The organism is Actinomadura pelletieri DSM 43383, assembly GCF_003634705.1.
In the GTDB taxonomy this organism is placed as follows: domain Bacteria; phylum Actinomycetota; class Actinomycetes; order Streptosporangiales; family Streptosporangiaceae; genus Spirillospora; species Spirillospora pelletieri.
On record NZ_RBWU01000007.1, the window covers coordinates 505,533 to 521,461 of the forward strand.

A 15,929-nucleotide genomic window follows, 5' to 3' on the forward strand; every position below is an offset into this window, starting at 1 on the left:
CGTGACCTTCGCGGGCGGCGCTGACCGTCCGCGCACCGTCCGCTGACGGTCCCGAGGCCCGCAGGTCGGCGGACGGTCGGCGGACGGTCAGCGGACGGCCAGCAGCGCGTGCGCCTCCTCGCGGGACAGCGCGGCGCCCCGGCCGAACGCCGCCTCGTACGCCGGATCGCCGAGCAGGCCGCGCGCCCCGGCCGCCACGCGCGCCGCGTCGACGTCACCGGCGACCTGGACGCCCCGGAGCACCGCCGACGCGCCGAGCAGCGTCGCCGCCCGCTCGCCGTCGCCCTCGGCGACCGCGACGCCCGCCAGCCCGACGCCCGCGTTCGCCCGGTACATGAAGATCGGATGGTCCAGGGACATGTCGAGGGCCTCGAAGAACAGCGCGCGGGCCCGGTCGTGGTCGCCGTCCGCGGCCGCCAGCCGACCGAGTCCGACGAGCGCCGAGCCGCGGACGGCGGCGGCGATGAACCGTTCGGAGGCGTACCCGCTCAGCGCCGTCTCGTAGAGCCGCCGTGCCGCGGCGACGTCCCCGCGCAGCCGCGCCACCTCGCCGAGCCCGTGGTAGCCGCCCGCGACCTTGTCGGGGGTCCCGGCGCGGCGGGCCGTGTCGATGCCGCGTTCGAACTCGGCCCGCGCCGCGTCCAGGTCGCCGTCGAGGATGTGCACGAAGCCGCGCTGGTACAGCAGGTCGGCGGTGTCCTCCAGCGCGCCGAGCCGTTCCATGAGCGAGACCGCCTCGTCCAGCAACTCCAGGGCCCGGTCGCGGTCACCGCGCCGCGCGGCTACCTGAGCGAGCGGGTCCAGCGAGTTGGCCGTGCCCCAGCGGTCGCCGCACTCCCGGAAGCCGCGCAGGGCCAGGGCGCCCGCCCGCTCCATCTCCGCGACGTCGCCGTTCGCCTGCGCGATGAACACGTCGCTCATCCGCACCAGCGCCCGCGACCACGGATCGTCCCCGACCTGCTTGGCGAAGATCTCCAGGTCGGTGCGGCCGGGTCCGGCGGTCAGGGCCCACAGGACGATGGCGACCGGATGGGCCAGTGGCCGTTCGATCCGCCGCAGGAACGCCTCGGCCCGGTCGAGCCACGCCACCGTGCGCTCCCCGGTGACACCGCCGGCCACGGCCGAGGTGACGCACAGGACGTACTCCTCTTCCAGGCCTTCCGGCGGGTCGTCGACCGCGTCGAGCAGTTCGACCGCCAGCGGCGCGCCCTCGACCCGTCCGCGCAGCCACCAGTACCAGGTCAGCGCGGCGGTCAGCCGTAGCGCCGGCGCCGGGTCGGCCCGCACGGACCGTCGCAGCGCCGCGTGCAGGTTCCCGTGGTCGGCCGCCAGCAGCTCCAGCCATTCCAACTGCTCGGACCCGCGCAGTCGCGGGTCGGCGCGCTCCGCCAGCGTGAGGAAGAACGCGGCGTGCGCCCGCTCGAACCGTTCCGTCTCACCCGCCTCGGCGAGCCGCTCCGCGCAGAACGCGCGGATGGTGTCGAGCATCCGGTACCGGGTGCCGTCGCTCAGCACCAGCGACTTGTCGGCCAGCCCGGCGACGAGTTCGCCCGCGTCGCCGACCCCGCAGACGTCGGACGCCGCCGCCAGCGTGAACCCGCCGGAGAACACCGTCAGCCGCCGGGCGAGCGTCCGCTCCGCCTCGTCCAGCAGGTCCCAGCTCCACTCGACGACGGCCCGCAGCGTCCGGTGGCGGGGCGCTGCCGTCCGGTCGCCGCGCGACAGCAGCCGGAAGCGGTCGTCGAGCCGCGTCGCGACCTCGGTCACCGGCAGCGAGCGCAGCCGCGCGGCCGCCAGTTCGACCGCCAGCGGCAGCCCGTCCAGTGCCCGGCAGATGCCCGCGACGGCCGCGGCGTTCCCGTCGTCGACGGCGAATCCAGGACGCACCGCCTCCGCGCGGTCGAGGAACAGCCGTACCGCCGGGTACGCCGCCATCTCGTCCGCCGGGACGCCCTCGGGCGGCGGCTCCAGCGGCGGCACGGGCAGCAGCGCCTCACCGGTGATGCCCAGCGCCTCCCGGCTGGTCGCCAGCACCCGCAGCCGCGGGCACGCCCTCAGCAGCCGGTGCGCGAGTTCCGCGACCGGCGCCACGACATGCTCGCAGTTGTCCAGGACGAGCAGTGCCCGCCGCCCGTCCAGCGCGGTGACCAGGCGCTCCACCGGGTCCGGTGGCCCACCGGGCACCGGCCGCATCCCGCCCTCCCGCAGCCCGAGCGCCCCGAGCAGCGCCTTCGGCACCTCCCCACCGCCGACGGGGGCCAGGTCCACGAAGCAGATTTCCCCGTCCTCCCGCTCCGCCGCCTCGACCGCCAGCCGAGTCTTTCCCGCTCCGCCCGGTCCGAGGAGGGTGACGAGCCGCCCGTCCATGAGCATCTTCCCGACCCGCCGCAGTTCCTCCTCCCGTCCGACGAAGCTGGTGAGCCGCGCCGGAAGGTTCGTCCGGGCCGCCCGCGTCGGCTCGCCGCGCAGGATCGCGACATGCGCGTCGGCGAGTTCGGGTGACGGGTCGGCGCCGAGTTCCTCGGCCAGCAGCCGCCGCCCGGCCTCGAACACCCCGAGCGCCTCCGCCTGCCGTCCGTCGCCGTGCAACGCCCGCATCAGCAGGGCCCGCGCCCGTTCCCGCAGCGGCTGCGCGTCCACCAGTTCCCGCAGCGACGGGACGACCGCGCCCGCGTCGCCGTCAGCGAGCCGCGCCGCCGCGAGGCAGACTCACCCGTCCGCCCGGCGTCACCAGCACGTCGTGGAACGACACGTTCGGCAGCAGCCGCCGCGTGAACGCCATCGGCAGGAAGACCAGCAGCCGGTCGGCGAGCCACGGCTCGACGCCCGCCCCGGTCAGCCGGTGCCACACCTCCTGGTCGCCGGGCTGGCTCCGTCCCCGCGCAGAACGCGGCGACCCCCGCCTCGACGGCTCCGTCGAATCCCACTAATTCGATCATCGCGGAACCCTATCGCGGCCGGTGGCACCGACGAGACCGCCCGGTCCGGGGGACGGGCGGTCTCGGCCGGGGGTCAGCGCAGGGGCCGGAAGAAGGCGCGGACGTCGGCGGTGAGCAGCTCGGGGCGCTCCAGCGCGGCGAAGTGACCGCCCTCGTCGAAGTCGGACCAGTGGACGATGTTGTTGGCCTGCTCGGCGTACCTGCGGATCGCGACGTCCTCGGCGAAGCAGGCGACACCGGTCGGGGTGGTCGGGGGCTCGGTGTTCCAGGAGCCGTCACCGTGCATGTTCTCGTAATACATGTTGGCGGCCGAGCCGATGGTGTCGGTGAGCCAGTACAGCATCACGTCGGTGAGCATCCGGTCGCGGTCGATGGCGGTCTCCGGAAGGTCGGTGGACGGGTACGTCCACTCCTTGAACTTCTCGACGATCCAGGCGAGCTGACCGACGGGGGAGTCGGTGAGCCCGTAGGCGAGGGTCTGCGGCCGGGTCGCCTGGATCTGGAAGTAGGCGCTGCCGTCCCGGTTCCAGTTCGCGAGCCGGTCGAGGCGGGCGCGTTCGCGGTCGTCGAGGGCGGCCCTGTCCTCGTCGGGCACGTCACCGAACGGGATGAAACCGTAGGTGGCGGCGTTCACATGGACGCCGACGACGCGGTCGGAGTCGATGCGGCCGAGTTCCGGCGCGACGAACGCGCCCATGTCTCCGCCCTGCGTGCCGTAGCGGTCGTAGCCGAGGCGGCTCATCAGCTCGGCGAACGCGCGGGCCACGCGGTCGGTGTTCCAGCCCGACTCGCGGGTCGGGCCGGAGAAGCCGAAGCCCGGCATGGACGGGATGACGACGTGGAACGCGTCGGCGGGGTCACCGCCGTGGGCGCGCGGGTCGGTGAGGGGGCCGATCATGTCGAGGAACTCGACGACCGAGCCGGGCCAACCGTGGTTCAGCAGCAGCGGCAGCGCGTCGGGCTCGGCGGAGCGCACGTGCAGGAAGTGGACGCTCTGCCCGTCGATCTCGGTGATGAACTGCGGAAACTCGTTCAGCTTGGCCTCCTGGGCGCGCCAGTCGTAGGTGGTGCGCCAGTACTCGGCGAGTTCGCGCAGGTAGTCGGTGGGGACGCCGCGCTCCCAGGCCGCGCCGGGCAGGGCCGCGCCCCACCGGGTGCGGGCGAGCCGGTCGTGAAGGTCCCGCAGATCTGCTTCGGGGACGTCGATGCGGAACGGACGAATCTCGCTGGCGGCGCTCATGTTGCTCCCTGTTTGGAACGGATCGTTCTGTTCTCATACTAACAGAACGGAATCATCTATTCCAGTCAGGAGTCGAACGAGGGGCTCCGGGGCGGAGCCGGAGCGTCCCTACCTCACTTCTTGCCGGCGGGCTTCTCCGTCGGCGGTCCGAAGGCGGCGAGGACCGGCTCGGGACGCGTCCGGAACTCCTGCCGGACCAGGACGAAGTGCCCGTTCACCCAGTACGGCCGGGCCTCCTGCTTGATCATCTCGTGGACGCCGGCCATCGACGTGGGGATCGACAGCAGTCTGGTCGACCGTCCGGTGCGCGGGTCGAGGGCGACCACGGCGCCGGGGTTGGGGGAACGGCGTTTCAACGTGAGCGGTGGATGCGCCGCGATCAACCGGCCGCCCTCCCAGGCCACCGGGACCGGCTGGGCCTGCGCCCCGAGGTCGCTCTCCCACAGCAGGCGTCCCGTGCTCAGATCGTGGGCGACGACCTTCTGTCCGCTGAAGGTCCCGGACGCCACGCGCAGGTACACCGTCGTCCCGTTGAGCACGATCCCGTTGCACCAGGTGACCTCCCCGTCCGGGCAGTGGACGAAGCGGCTGGTGTCACGGCTCAACCTCACCCGCCCGACCGGGGCGCCGGCCTCGTCGAGCATCATCACTTCCTGGACCTGACCGCCGTACCCGTCGCCGAGGCCGACGATGACGGGGTCCGTCGAGAAGATCCCCGACAGACCGGTGTCCTCACCGAGCTGCCGGGTCCATCGCGGCCTGCCGTCATTCGCGCCGAGCAACTGCATCGCGGTGGTCAGGCCGCCCCGGCACTTGAGTTCGGCGACCAGCGCGGCGCCACCGCCGACCCCTGAGTACAGGCAGCCCTTGAGCAGCCCGATGTGCCGCCAGACGGGCCGGCCGTCACGCAGCCGGAACGCGTTGATGCCCTCGTCCTCCCGCTGCACCGCGACGGTCTCGTCCGCGATGACCACCTGGGTCTCCTTGTCGTCACTGGAGTCCCACGGCGGCAACGGCCGCTGCCACACCGTCGCGCCACGCCCGACGTCGATCACCTGCACGCGGTCGCATTCGAACGTTCCACCACCGTGCAGCACCGCGATCCGGCCGCCCGACATCACCTTGGACGCGGCGCACAGGTCTCCGGGCAGCGCCACGGCCCAGCGCCTCGTCCCGTCCACGACGCCGTACCCGGTCACCTGCCGCCCGGCGGCGAGCACCAGCGCGTCCCCGGACGGCCACGCCAGGGGATCGTGCGGACTCGACGGCGCCCTGGCATTGTCGAGCCACCACGCCAACCTCGCCGTCGGCCCTGACGATGTTCCGCCACCGAAGAAGACGTCCCGCACGACGAAGAACGCCATGACGGCGAACATCACCGGAAAGATGAGAAAGACCAGGTACCGAGGGTCCTGAAGCTTCCGGCGACCCCGTTCAGACCCCGGTGGCAGAGCAGAGGAGTCAAATGGCGAAGGCACGCGTAGTTCCTACCACGAAAACCATTCCCGAGACGCATCCGGGACCGATTCGTGTTAACTCAATCAACAGACAGATCAAGAGACATACTGGTTTGACGACCACCCCTGCGGCCTACGGTTTCCCGAAAGCTCGTCACCCGGCGGCTTTCCGGGGCCTCATCTGAGAAGCCGTGAACGGGCGGGGCGGGTTGGACGTCATCGGCGTGCACGACCGGCTGATCGAGGACTATTCGAGATACACCTCCTCCCTCGTCCAGGTCCGTGACGTGAAGATCGCCGAGCATCTGCGGCACGAGCATGAGGACAAGGTCCACTGGCCTCCCACTGCGCACGCTTCTTCCGCGCGAAGAAGCACGAGTCCGACGATGGCGCCCGCACGCTCACCCTTCACCAGCACCAGCGGGACGCGATCGAGACCGCGAAGTCAGGTGACAGCTACGTCCTGACGACCGGCACCGGGTCCGGCAAGACTGCGGGACGCCCTGCGACGTGCCCGGCCTCCAGTGTGTCGGCACCTCGGCCACCATGGCGAAGGGCGCGACGTTCGCAGAGGCCCGAATGCGGATCGCGGCCGTCGCGTCCAGGCTGTTCGGCGCGGACGTGCGACCGGACCGGGTGATCGGTGAGACCCTGCGCCGCGCCACGACGGAGACCGACCCGTCCCCGGACGACCTTCGCGCCGCAATGACCGCCGTCCTGGAACAAGGCCCGGCCCGCGCCTACGAAGCCCGGACCGCTGACCCGCTGTTCGGGTGGATCGAGACGACGTTCGGCCTGCGCACCGAGGACGACAGGTTCGTCCGCCGCCGCCCCCGCACGCTCCCGAGTGCCGCAGGGGATATGGCCGCCTTCGCCCATGAACCGGGAGACAGCACTGCGCCGTTCGTGTGGGATGAGGGACGGCGGTTCGCGATGCAGGCTGAGTTCGATGCCGCCTACTCTCACCTCTATGGCGTCAGCCGTGATGATGCGGACTACATCATGGACAGCTTTGGGGCGTTTCGGCGCAACGATCCCGAGCGGTTCGCGCGTACCAAAACGCCGATCTCGGATGTCTACGATGCAATGGCGCAGGCGATGGAGACGGGAGAGCCGTACGAGACCATCCTTGACCCGCCCCGGAGAAGGGCCGCGCCATCCAGACAGGTGGGCGCGGACGGCCAAGAGATGCCAGCGGCCTTGGTACGAGTCGAACTCGTCCAAGGCCACTGATGTTCGGAGGGGTCAGAAACCGTCAGTGCGGATCGCCTGGAGGAAGGTCCGCCATTCGTCCCTGGTGAACTCCAGAGTTGGGCCCTTGCCCTGAAGCTTGGTGTCGCGGATGCCGATGGTGCCCCTGTGGCCACGGGTCACCTCGACGCACCCGCCGTCAGGGTTGCTGTGCCGTGACTTGCGCCAGCCGTGGAAGGTCTTCGTCACGTACCCAATCCTGTCAGGTGCCACGACGAATGTGCTCGAGGAGACGAGCCCATTCGGCCGGTGAGAACTCGAGGATGGGGCTGTGGTGAAGCTTGGTGTCGCGGACTCCGATGGTTCCGTGGATTGCTCGGCCCACCTCGATGCAGTGGCCGTTGGGTTCGCTGTGGCGTGACTTGCGCCAGCCGTGGAAGTGCTTGGTCATGTGTCCGATTCTGTCTAGTCGGTGAGCCGGTTGGCTACCCGATCGAAGAAGGCGATGCTGTCCTCGGTGGATAGCGCGACCTCCCGGAGGCGGTCGTATATTCCGGTATACCGGGCCACCTCGCCGCGTTGGGTAACCACGAGATCCGTGGTAACGGTGTCGACGATTGCGATGGGTGGGTCGGCCGGTTCGGCGAACTTGTACAGGTAGAAGGATGACTTCGGGAGGAAGCCTCCAGGGATGCGGGCGCTGTGCAGCAGCACCCGAACCGTGATCCGCGCGTCGTCTGAGACCGTCGTGATCATGTGCCGGAGTTGGGCGATCATTACCCGTGGCGGTACGGCCAAGCGGTGAATCACGCACTCGTCCAAGATGGTCTCGTAGGACGGGCCGTCCGGTCTGAGGAGTTCGCGCTGCCTGTGCTCGCGGGCTTCGGCCATCCGTTCTGGCTGGTAGTCGAGAGTCCTGTGACTCTGGTCCAGTTCGACGAGAGCCTTGATGAACGGACGGCACTGGAGCGCGCCGGGCATCGCGGTCTGATCGTAGCTGCGGACGGTCTTGGCGTTGTACTCCAGGTCCGCCGCGAGCTTCTGCCTGGGGCCCATGGACATGCCGTACCGGTCCCACCAGCCCTTCTGAGCGGCCTCGTGAGCGAGCTTGATGAGTCTGTCGTACTCGCTGCCGGTGATTTCGAGGAGGTTGAGCATGTTCATGATTTCGGCGAGGTCCGGGCGGCCCTGGGCGTTCTCCAGCCGGGAGACCTTTGAGCGGGTGTAGTACATGAGATTGGCTAGGGCGTCGGCCGTGAGGCCACGGCTCTCGCGGAGTTTGCGGATCTCGACCGCCAACTGACGGCGGCGGACGTAGGGGCTTGGCATGATCGTCCTCCCGATATCGCGTCGGACATGATCCGTGGTGATCGCTATCCCTGTGCGATCCTTTGACTATCGAGCAATCATATGGTCACGCTCGGTCAAAGCCGCGACATGTAAGCGCGGGATCGAAAATCGGCACGTCCACGATTCGAGCACCATAGATTTAAGCCCACTCAGTCGACACCAATATCTGTCGAATGGCAGCAAATGTCGGATTCAGATTCGAGCGTTCGCGCCTATCCTCCACCGCATACCGGCCGAACTGCCCAAAACAACCACATGCAGGCAAGCAGGCCGATCTCTCCCAACTGCGCCCCCGCCTCGCTAGTGCGTGAACGGCAAGGTTCGTTCATCTGCGGCGTGTCGGTTATCCGGCCTCCCAGAACCCCGACTCGCCGCAAGTGAACGCATCCAGTGAACCTTGGCGGACACCGGGACCGGTCGCTCTCTCCAGACCGCCGCTCTCAGACCGTCCCCGAGGAAGGTGCAGCAGACGCCTCGGCCCGCCGCGCCGCCAACCACTCCTCGGTGTACGCGACCGCCTCATCAATGAACTGCTCCAGCCCCGCCCGACCGAGATCGGCTTCGGTGATGAGGTGGAGGAGGACGTAGACCTCGACATGAAGGGCGACACTCACGTCGTCCGGGCCACCGTCTTTCAACGGGGGTGCGCCGATGGCGCGGCGGATCATGTCCTCGGCCACGAGCGGGTTGATCAGACCCGCCTCCTCGCCAGAATTGATCCGTAGCTCCGCTACGAAACGCACGATGTCGCCTACGGTGTAGATTGGTGCGAATTTTCGGCGCACAGCGACGTTAAATGCCCCATAGAGCAGCGACATGTAGCCTGCCGCCGTCTCATCGTCCTTTTGCATCTCGCTTTGTAGGGACGCCCACGTCACCGGCCCCTCCAAGAGGAACGCCCGTAACGCCAGGATATTTTTCTCGCGAATTTCGACGGCTGAATAGTCCACTATTCAAGCATCTCTTCCGCGTCCGCACAAATCTTTCTCATGAAGGCATTGAGTTCAGCTTCGTTGTAGCGGGCCTGTGCCACCAAACCGGCCAACAAGATGATTTGGTGGCGTGTAATGGCGCTGCTATCTATCCCGGAAAGCGAGCCCTTGCCCAGTGCATGCAGGATGATTTGCTCTGCCACGTCGGGGTTTACTTCGTCTGGAGAAGACTCGCTTCTTGCGCGTACCGTAGCGATGAAGTCGATGACCTCAGAACGATCCGCAACTTTGCCGTCTTTGACAAAGCGCCGCTGGATCGCTTCGAAGAGTCCGGCGGCGAGCAGCGCCGCGTATCCGATGTGATCGGTCTCGTCGAGTGCGTTGAACAGCCGAAGGTGCTCTTCTGCGGGTCGTCCCGCGAGTTGAACATGCAGGGCTTCGACTTGCCTATCGTTTATGGTCATTCTTCCTTGTTCCTAGATCGTTTCCTCAAGCCGAAACCTAGACGAACTAGTTCCGTCCCCAAGATGACGCTGCCGATGATACCGACCAGCGCGTCGCCAGCCTTGAGTGGCTGTTCCACGCTGTTGATATGGTCCGAAATGTTACGACCAATGCATGGCTGTGACTTTGGGGGACGTGCATCGAATTGTTCGAGCGCAGGCTTGGCGGTCTCGTTGACGTCCTTCTTGAAGGTTGGGCCGGCCTCCATCATCTCCCGGCGTAGGTCCCTAGGACTACGTGGCCGCTCGGGGTCTCGCTCCCGCGGGTCGCGGTCTGCGGGGTCGTCCTCGGGGCGGCGGAGCTCGCCGCGTCCCGGCGTATCGGTGTGAACCTCATGGCGACTCGATGGAATCGGCTTGCCGTCGCTGTCAACAGGGATGGTGATGCGTTCCTTGTAGCGGCTAGGCTCGATTTCTGTCGACTTTTCTCCATGGGGAGCTAACTCTTTGCCAGATTTCGTCGTTTCACCGGATTGGCCGGAGCGTTTAGTCTCTTGGATCGTCGGCTCGGTGTTGTCGTCTTCGGCTTTTTTACCACGGTCGTCGTTTTCGGCGCCGGGTTCTTGCGCTCCGGTGGGCTGGTCGGTGGTCTGGCCCTCGGGAGCGGATTCCTGTTCGCCGGGCCGGTTGTCGGGTGGGGACGGTGTGTGGTCGGTGTCCCCGTCCGGGGCCTGCGGGGTGTGTTCGGCGTCGCGTGTCGGCTCTGTGGTGTGGTCACCCGGCCGGGGGTCACCTGGTGTGGTGTCCGGGCGGGCCTCCGGCTGCCCTGGGGATGCCTGATCGGTGGCCTGTCCGGTCTGCTCGGGCGGGGTTTCGCCGCTGTCGCCCAGAGAGGCGCGTGCGTCCCGGGTGTCCTGCTCGGTGGTGGCGGGTTCGGGAGCGTCCTGCCGGGGGAGGGGCTGGTGTTCCCGGTCTTGGGGGCGGTCGGCCTCGGTGGTCCGGGCGGCTGGTCCCTCCTGATCGCGTTCGCCGGAGGCGGTGCGGCTGTCGTCGGAGGTGCCGTCGTCCTTCTGCGGTTCGCTCTGGTCGTTGTCCTGCCTGAGGATCTCGGGTTTACCGGCCGCTTCGCCGTTCCGGGATGTGGCGGGCCCGTCCTCACGGTCGGTGGCGGGTTCGGTGCCGTCGGTCTGGCGGTCCTGTGCCGCGTGTTGTTGGGCTTCGCGGGCACGGGCGAGACTCTCCAGGCGGGACGGCTGCTCGGGTGATCCCGGCATGTCGCGTTTGGGCCATTCGCTGGTGGCGGGCTGTTCGGCCCGTCCGCTCTCGGACCCGGCTTCGCTGTTACCGGAGTCGCGGTCCTTGCCTTCGGGTGTCTGGGCGGCGGCGGGTTCGTCGTCGCGGTCCCGTCCGGCGGTGGCGCTGGAATCCTTGGTTTCGCCCCGCTGGGTTCCGTTGTCCTGCTGGGCCTCACGAGCTCGCGCTTGGCTTTCCAGCCGGGACGGCTGCCCGGGTGATCCCGGCATGTCGCGGTACTGCTGGTCGCGCGGGCCGGGCCGTTCGCCCCCACCTTCGCCGCCGGAGTCGCGGTCTTTGCCGCTCTCGCGTGGCTGCCCGTTGGTGGTCTGGGGCTTGTCGTGGCGTTCCCCGCCCGGCGGGCCCCCGTTGTCCTGCTGCGCTTCGCGGGCGCGCGCCCGGCTCTCTAACCGGGACGGCTGCTCGGGCGAGCCGGGATTGTCGGCCGGGGGCGTGTACGGCCGTTCGGACGAGGATGACTTGTCGCTGTTCTCAGTACGGGTGTCGGTCCCGCTGCCCTGCTCCACGCCCACGCTCGCAGCCCTTCCGGTTGGGGGACGCGAACCGGCCCGGACGAGATCGTCCAGCGAACCGCTCGCCGGGCGTGCCCCTCAACGCGCGGGGCCGACATCCAAGGGCACACCGCCCCCTATGAAATCGCGCACGTCCAAACTTTGCACCCTTCAGAATCACCCACACCGCACCCGCCCTCCGCCTCAGCCGCCGAGGTGCCCGAAACGCAACGGCTTCGTCCTGAGAGTCGGTGTTGACATGGCGAACCGAAGCGCGAACGCTGACCATTCAAGCGATACGACAACGCACTATTTGTCCGAATTGAACTAAGGAGACCCCGCCCATTCGCCGCTCCGGACGCTCCCGGAACGACTCGCCTCAAGTAGGGTCACGCACGGTTGGAGTCAAGCGGCTGTCGCAACGACGCTCTCGCCGAGCGCTCGGGCAGGGTGTCCAGGCGCACCGGCCCCGCGCACGTCGGGGGAGGACGAACATGAACCAGCGGCAACGACCCGCAGCTCACTCCGCCAACGGACCGAACCTGGTCTCGTCATCGATCAGGGCACCGTCGTCCGCTCAGCTTCTCCCGTCAAAACCGTGCTTCGCCAATCTTCTCCGACAAGTTTCGCCCGGCGCCGTCGGTCAGGATCGCGTTGCCTGGCCCACGCCCGGCTACGACGGACCCGCCCCGAAAAGGATCCCGCGTTCCCACCTTTTCCGACGCCATCCGGCACGGTGCGTGGTCGGCGGGTCCGGGTCGCCTGCGCTTGCGCGTCCTGGAGCGAAGCGCGGCGCTGCCGTCGATGTGGTGCGTGACGTTGCCCTCCCCGTGCAAGCTTCGCTCTCGTCACCAACACCGGCGTTGATTGCGCTGCGGCGTATCCGGGCCTGGGGACCGACCGTCAAGCCACCGACCTCGGCCGGGCCCAGCCCCGCCCCCACCGGCCCACGCGCCGGGGTCTGCGGGACGGGGAGCCGCAGTTGTCGGGCGGGGGCGCGTACAGCCGTTCGGAGGACGCGGGGTCGTCGTAGGTCTTTCAGTGCGGGTCTCGGCGCCGCCGCCCTGCTCCACGCCCACATTCGCAGGAGAAGGGCCGAAGACATTCTGTACGGGGATCATCTTGAGAGTGGGGGGCCTCCCCGACCGGATGGAGCCGGGAACAAACGGGTACCTCGCCTACTCGGACTTTTCAAGACCGAAAGGTTCTGTGCCACGGTCGACACCTGGACGGGCCACTGCACCACCCCCACGTCGAACGGCGCGCGGACGGGTTCGGGGCCGGGGAGTACCCTGTCGGCAAACGGGGTTGCCATACGGAGTTGCTCCGCCACGAATACATCGCGGACGCCCTGGTCACGTCAGGAAAGTATCTGTCATGTCGCCCTCTGTCGCCCACGGTCGTCGGCTCGCCTTCGGGGTGAGTGCGGTGTTCGCTCTCCTGCTCTCTCCTTTAACGGCGATCTTCGCGACGCTGATCGGTCTGGTGGGTTTCCTCAGCACGTTGCTCATGCCGAAGAGCCGGAGAGCGACCGTTGCCACGGCCATCTTTGGAGGGCTCGTCGTGGGCAGCATTCCGTACCTCGTGGGCGGTTTGCTCGTCCAGTGACCGGATTGGCCGGTTGCCGCGCAGCGGGGCCGGTCATTGCCTGGTGACGACGGCACCGGCCACCGCAAGGCTCGGCTCATCGGAGCCCGAGCCTTGCGGTGGCTCCGCCGTTCGGGGCGCCTCGCCCCGCCCGGCGAGCGGTCAGTTCTCCTTCGCCAGCAGGCGCGCGCGTACGTCGATCTCCATCGGTTCGTTGGGCGGAAGCCCGTCGACCGTCCGGGTGGCGAGTAAGTACGTGTACTCGCTCTTCTGGTCCGTGCCAATGCGTCGAACTGCTCCGCGAACGGCCCCAGCTCATCCTCTACGGCCCGCCCGGCACGGGGAAGACCTACCTGGCGCGGCACCTTGCCCGCCACCTGACCTTCGGCCGACCGGAGTGCGTCCAACTCGTCCAGTTCCACCCCGCCTACTCCTACGAGGACTTCTTCGAGGGCTACCGGCCCGCGAAGGCCGACGACGGCACCGTCTCGTTCGACCTGGTGCGCGGGCCGTTCCGCAGGCTTGTGGCCGCCGCCCTCGCCCACCCGGGACGGCCCTACGTGCTGATCATCGACGAGATCAACCGCGGCGACCTCGCGAAGATCTTCGGTGAGCTGTACTTCCTGCTGGAGTACCGGGACGACCGGGTCAACGTCCTGTACGGCGCCGCGGACGACCACGGCTTCTCCCTGCCGCGCAACGTCATCATCATCGGCACGATGAACACCGCCGACCGGTCCATCGCCCTCGTCGACACCGCCATGCGGCGACGGTTCTGGTTCACCGAGCTCCACCCCGACGCGCCGCCCGTCCAAGAGATGCTCGCCCGGTGGCTCCACCGGGAGGAGATGCCGGACGAGCCCGCGCGGCTGCTCGCCGAGCTCAACAGCCGCATCGAAGACCGCGACTTCAGAATCGGCCCGTCCTATCTGATGCGGAACCGCGCGGCCACCGAGGCCGGGCTGGAACGTATCTGGCGAACCCAGATCCTCCCGCTGCTGGCGGAACACCACTACGGTGACGGCACCGACGTCCCCGCGCGGTACGGACTGGACGCACTGCGCAGTGGGCTGACGTGACCGTCGTCCGGCTCCGGGAGAACGGTCCCTGGACCGAGCACGAGCTCACACCGGAGCAGGTCACCGCCCTGTCCGCGGCCGGGCTGGCGCGCGTCGCGCCGGGGCCGCGCCCCGGGCTGTGGCGGGTCCGCGACAACGGCCTCGTCGGCGCCGCGAGGGTTGGACCCACGGGCGATCCGGTCGAGATCCGCGTCGAGCCCAAGACGCCCATTGACCGGCTCCTCTTCCTGCTCGGCCACGCCCGCGGCGTTCGCGGGTGGCGGCAGGAGGAGGTGGACGCCGGAGGGCGGCCCGACCTGCTGCCCGCCCTCGCGCACGCGTTCGCGCGGGCCGCCGAACGGGCCCTGCGGCAAGGCGTACTGCTCGGCTACCGCGAGACGGAGGAGGCCCTGCCCGTCGTGCGTGGACGCATCCGCGTGGCCGACCAGCTCCGGCGGCGCCACGGGTTCCCCGTTCCGGTCGAGGTGCGCTACGACGACTACACCACCGACATCCCCGAGAACCGGCTGCTGCTCGCCGCCGCCCACAGGCTCCTCGTCCTGCCGGGCGTCCCCGCCGCTACCCGTGGGCTTCTCCGTCACCTGTTGATGCGGTTGGACGGGGTGGAACGGCTCGTCCCCGGCCGCCCGCCGCCCGCCTGGAGCCCGTCCCGGCTCAACACCCGATATCACACCGCGCTCGGGTTGGCGGCCCTCGTCCTGCGCGGAGCGTCCTATGAAGTCGACGACGGCACCACCGTCCGGGTGGACGGGCTGATGCTGGAGATGTGGCGGGTCTTCGAGGACTTCGTCTGCGTCGCCCTCGCCGAAGCGCTCCGTCCGTACGGGGGCACGGTGAAACTCCAGGACAAGCGTCACCATCTGGACCGCGCACGCCGGGTACCTCTCCGACCCGACCTCGTCGTCAACACCGCCGACGGGCGCCCCTCGACCGTCGTCGACGCGAAGTACAAGACCGGGGACACGCCCCAAGGCGACCTGTACCAGGTTCTGGCCTACTGCACGGCGATGAGGCTCGACCGTGGCTATCTGGTGTACGCCTCGAAAACCGAGACGCACACCCATGTCATCACCGGCACCGACGGTCTTCGGGTCGCGGAGACCGCGCTGGACCTTTCGTCGTCCCCGGACGGGCTCCGCGCCCAGGTCGAGCGGCTCGCACACCGGATCGCCGCGGTGGATGCCGCCGTCGTACGCTGACCGCGCTCATCCCAGACGCCGGCCCAGGGCGGCGCGGGGCTCGAAGAGCGGATCGGTCGGCCGTTCCCCGTTCGCGGCCCCGCTCACGGCTGCGTGATCATCTCGGCCCGCCGTGCGGCGAGCCAGTTGCCGGTGTAGGCAACGACATCGTCGATGAACCGGTCCAGTTCGGCGTCGGAGAAACCGGCCTCGGCGACGAGGTAGAGCAGGATGTGGGCCTTGATGCCCAGGACGGTCGTCAGGTCCTGCGAGCCGTCGTCGTCCAGTGGCGAGGCGTCGACGGTATGGCGGATCACGTCCTCGGCCACCAGTGGGTTGATCAGGCCCGGCTCGTCCTGGTGACTGATTCGCAGCTCCGTGACGAACCGCATGATCTCGGCCGCGTCGCAGTTCGGCGGGAACCTTCGGCGCACCGCGACGCTGAACGCCCCGAGGAGCAGGGACACGTACCCGGCCGCCGTCTCGTCGTCCTTGCGGAACTCACCGTGGAGGGGCTGCCACGCCGAGGGCCCGTCCAGCAGGAAGTGGCGCAACGCCATGATGTTGTTATAGCGAATCTCAACCAGCGAATAGTCCATTGACCGGGATCTCTTTCGCTTCGGTACCGCGCTGAGCAGCGTGCGCACACGAACCGAATCACGATCGGGAGCGCCGCATACTCCGGCGGGTGCGGTGGTCGGGGGCTTCGCCATTCTTACCACGGTCTT

Annotated in this window: 15 protein-coding genes; 4 read left to right on the top strand and 11 right to left on the bottom strand. The window is 68.7% G+C overall.

Annotated elements, in window-relative coordinates:
- Positions 1–87: 87 nt before the first annotated feature.
- From BZB76_RS35030 to BZB76_RS30525, 4 genes are all read right to left on the bottom strand, one after another.
- Positions 88–2,652: an ATP-binding protein gene (locus tag BZB76_RS35030; protein WP_420534837.1), complete on the bottom strand. Its 2,565-nt coding sequence runs from the start codon at positions 2,650–2,652 to the stop codon at positions 88–90.
- A gap of 28 nt (positions 2,653–2,680) precedes the next feature.
- Positions 2,681–2,851 (bottom strand): hypothetical protein, encoded by a 171-nt coding sequence (locus tag BZB76_RS35035; RefSeq protein ID WP_170180829.1) that lies wholly within the window; start codon positions 2,849–2,851, stop codon positions 2,681–2,683.
- A gap of 161 nt (positions 2,852–3,012) precedes the next feature.
- A complete protein-coding gene (locus tag BZB76_RS30520) occupies positions 3,013–4,179 on the bottom strand; it encodes an epoxide hydrolase family protein (RefSeq protein WP_121437867.1) in 1,167 nt (388 codons plus the stop codon).
- 113 nt (positions 4,180–4,292) lie between these two features.
- Complete coding sequence (locus tag BZB76_RS30525; RefSeq protein WP_121437868.1) at positions 4,293–5,555, bottom strand: outer membrane protein assembly factor BamB family protein; 1,263 nt, start codon at positions 5,553–5,555, stop codon at positions 4,293–4,295.
- 627 nt (positions 5,556–6,182) lie between these two features.
- On the opposite strand from BZB76_RS30525, the gene BZB76_RS30530 reads away from it, so the two are divergent.
- Positions 6,183–6,869, top strand: a complete 687-nt coding sequence (locus tag BZB76_RS30530) for a hypothetical protein (RefSeq protein ID WP_147449608.1) — start codon at positions 6,183–6,185, stop codon at positions 6,867–6,869.
- A gap of 12 nt (positions 6,870–6,881) precedes the next feature.
- Here the strand turns inward: BZB76_RS30530 and BZB76_RS30535 are convergent, their stop codons facing one another.
- From BZB76_RS30535 to BZB76_RS34385, 6 genes are all read right to left on the bottom strand, one after another.
- Positions 6,882–7,076, bottom strand: a complete 195-nt coding sequence (locus BZB76_RS30535) for a DUF397 domain-containing protein (protein WP_121437870.1) — start codon at positions 7,074–7,076, stop codon at positions 6,882–6,884.
- 13 nt (positions 7,077–7,089) lie between these two features.
- Positions 7,090–7,278, bottom strand: a complete 189-nt coding sequence (locus BZB76_RS30540) for a DUF397 domain-containing protein (protein ID WP_121437871.1) — start codon at positions 7,276–7,278, stop codon at positions 7,090–7,092.
- 14 nt (positions 7,279–7,292) lie between these two features.
- The gene (locus BZB76_RS30545) at positions 7,293–8,156 is read right to left on the bottom strand and encodes a helix-turn-helix domain-containing protein (RefSeq protein WP_121437872.1); all 864 of its coding nucleotides are present in this window, start codon (positions 8,154–8,156) and stop codon (positions 7,293–7,295) included.
- A 461-nt stretch (positions 8,157–8,617) separates the two neighbouring features.
- Positions 8,618–9,127 carry a hypothetical protein gene (locus tag BZB76_RS30550; RefSeq protein ID WP_121437873.1) on the bottom strand — a complete coding sequence of 170 codons (510 nt, stop codon included), beginning with the start codon at positions 9,125–9,127 and terminating at the stop codon, positions 8,618–8,620.
- Positions 9,127–9,573 carry a hypothetical protein gene (locus BZB76_RS30555; RefSeq protein WP_121437874.1) on the bottom strand — a complete coding sequence of 149 codons (447 nt, stop codon included), beginning with the start codon at positions 9,571–9,573 and terminating at the stop codon, positions 9,127–9,129. Before BZB76_RS30555 ends, BZB76_RS30550 begins: the two co-directional genes overlap by 1 nt.
- Positions 9,570–11,378, bottom strand: coding sequence for a hypothetical protein (locus BZB76_RS34385; RefSeq protein ID WP_147449609.1), 1,809 nt, complete (start codon positions 11,376–11,378; stop codon positions 9,570–9,572). The genes BZB76_RS30555 and BZB76_RS34385 overlap by 4 nt, the downstream gene beginning before the upstream one ends.
- 1,356 nt (positions 11,379–12,734) lie before the next feature.
- Here BZB76_RS34385 and BZB76_RS30565 point away from each other — a divergent pair.
- The 3 genes from BZB76_RS30565 to BZB76_RS30575 all read left to right on the top strand — a co-directional run bounded on the left by BZB76_RS30565 (position 12,735) and on the right by BZB76_RS30575 (position 15,222).
- On the top strand, positions 12,735–12,965 hold the full coding sequence (locus tag BZB76_RS30565; RefSeq protein ID WP_121437876.1) for a hypothetical protein: 231 nt from the start codon (positions 12,735–12,737) through the stop codon (positions 12,963–12,965).
- A 98-nt stretch (positions 12,966–13,063) separates the two neighbouring features.
- Positions 13,064–14,023: an McrB family protein gene (locus BZB76_RS30570; RefSeq protein ID WP_121437877.1), complete on the top strand. Its 960-nt coding sequence runs from the start codon at positions 13,064–13,066 to the stop codon at positions 14,021–14,023.
- On the top strand, positions 14,020–15,222 hold the full coding sequence (locus BZB76_RS30575) for an McrC family protein (RefSeq protein ID WP_121437878.1): 1,203 nt from the start codon (positions 14,020–14,022) through the stop codon (positions 15,220–15,222). Before BZB76_RS30570 ends, BZB76_RS30575 begins: the two co-directional genes overlap by 4 nt.
- Before the next feature lie 83 nt (positions 15,223–15,305).
- On the opposite strand, the gene BZB76_RS30580 is transcribed toward BZB76_RS30575, so the two are convergent.
- Positions 15,306–15,761, bottom strand: a complete 456-nt coding sequence (locus tag BZB76_RS30580; protein ID WP_147339620.1) for a hypothetical protein — start codon at positions 15,759–15,761, stop codon at positions 15,306–15,308.
- Between the last annotated feature and the right edge of the window lie 168 nt (positions 15,762–15,929).

Bases quoted from the DNA above. Each gene is read 5' to 3' on its own strand.
- BZB76_RS30520 (WP_121437867.1), bottom strand. From the start codon at position 4,179: ATGAGCGCCGCCAGCGAGATTCGTCCGTTCCGCATCGACGTCCCCGAA.
- BZB76_RS30540 (WP_121437871.1), bottom strand. From the start codon at position 7,278: ATGACCAAGCACTTCCACGGCTGGCGCAAGTCACGCCACAGCGAACCC.
- BZB76_RS30565 (WP_121437876.1), top strand. From the start codon at position 12,735: ATGTCGCCCTCTGTCGCCCACGGTCGTCGGCTCGCCTTCGGGGTGAGT.
- BZB76_RS30555 (WP_121437874.1), bottom strand. From the start codon at position 9,573: ATGACCATAAACGATAGGCAAGTCGAAGCCCTGCATGTTCAACTCGCG.
- BZB76_RS30580 (WP_147339620.1), bottom strand. From the start codon at position 15,761: ATGGCGTTGCGCCACTTCCTGCTGGACGGGCCCTCGGCGTGGCAGCCC.
- BZB76_RS30545 (WP_121437872.1), bottom strand. From the start codon at position 8,156: ATGCCAAGCCCCTACGTCCGCCGCCGTCAGTTGGCGGTCGAGATCCGC.
- BZB76_RS30525 (WP_121437868.1), bottom strand. From the start codon at position 5,555: ATGTTCGCCGTCATGGCGTTCTTCGTCGTGCGGGACGTCTTCTTCGGT.
- BZB76_RS30530 (WP_147449608.1), top strand. From the start codon at position 6,183: ATGGCGAAGGGCGCGACGTTCGCAGAGGCCCGAATGCGGATCGCGGCC.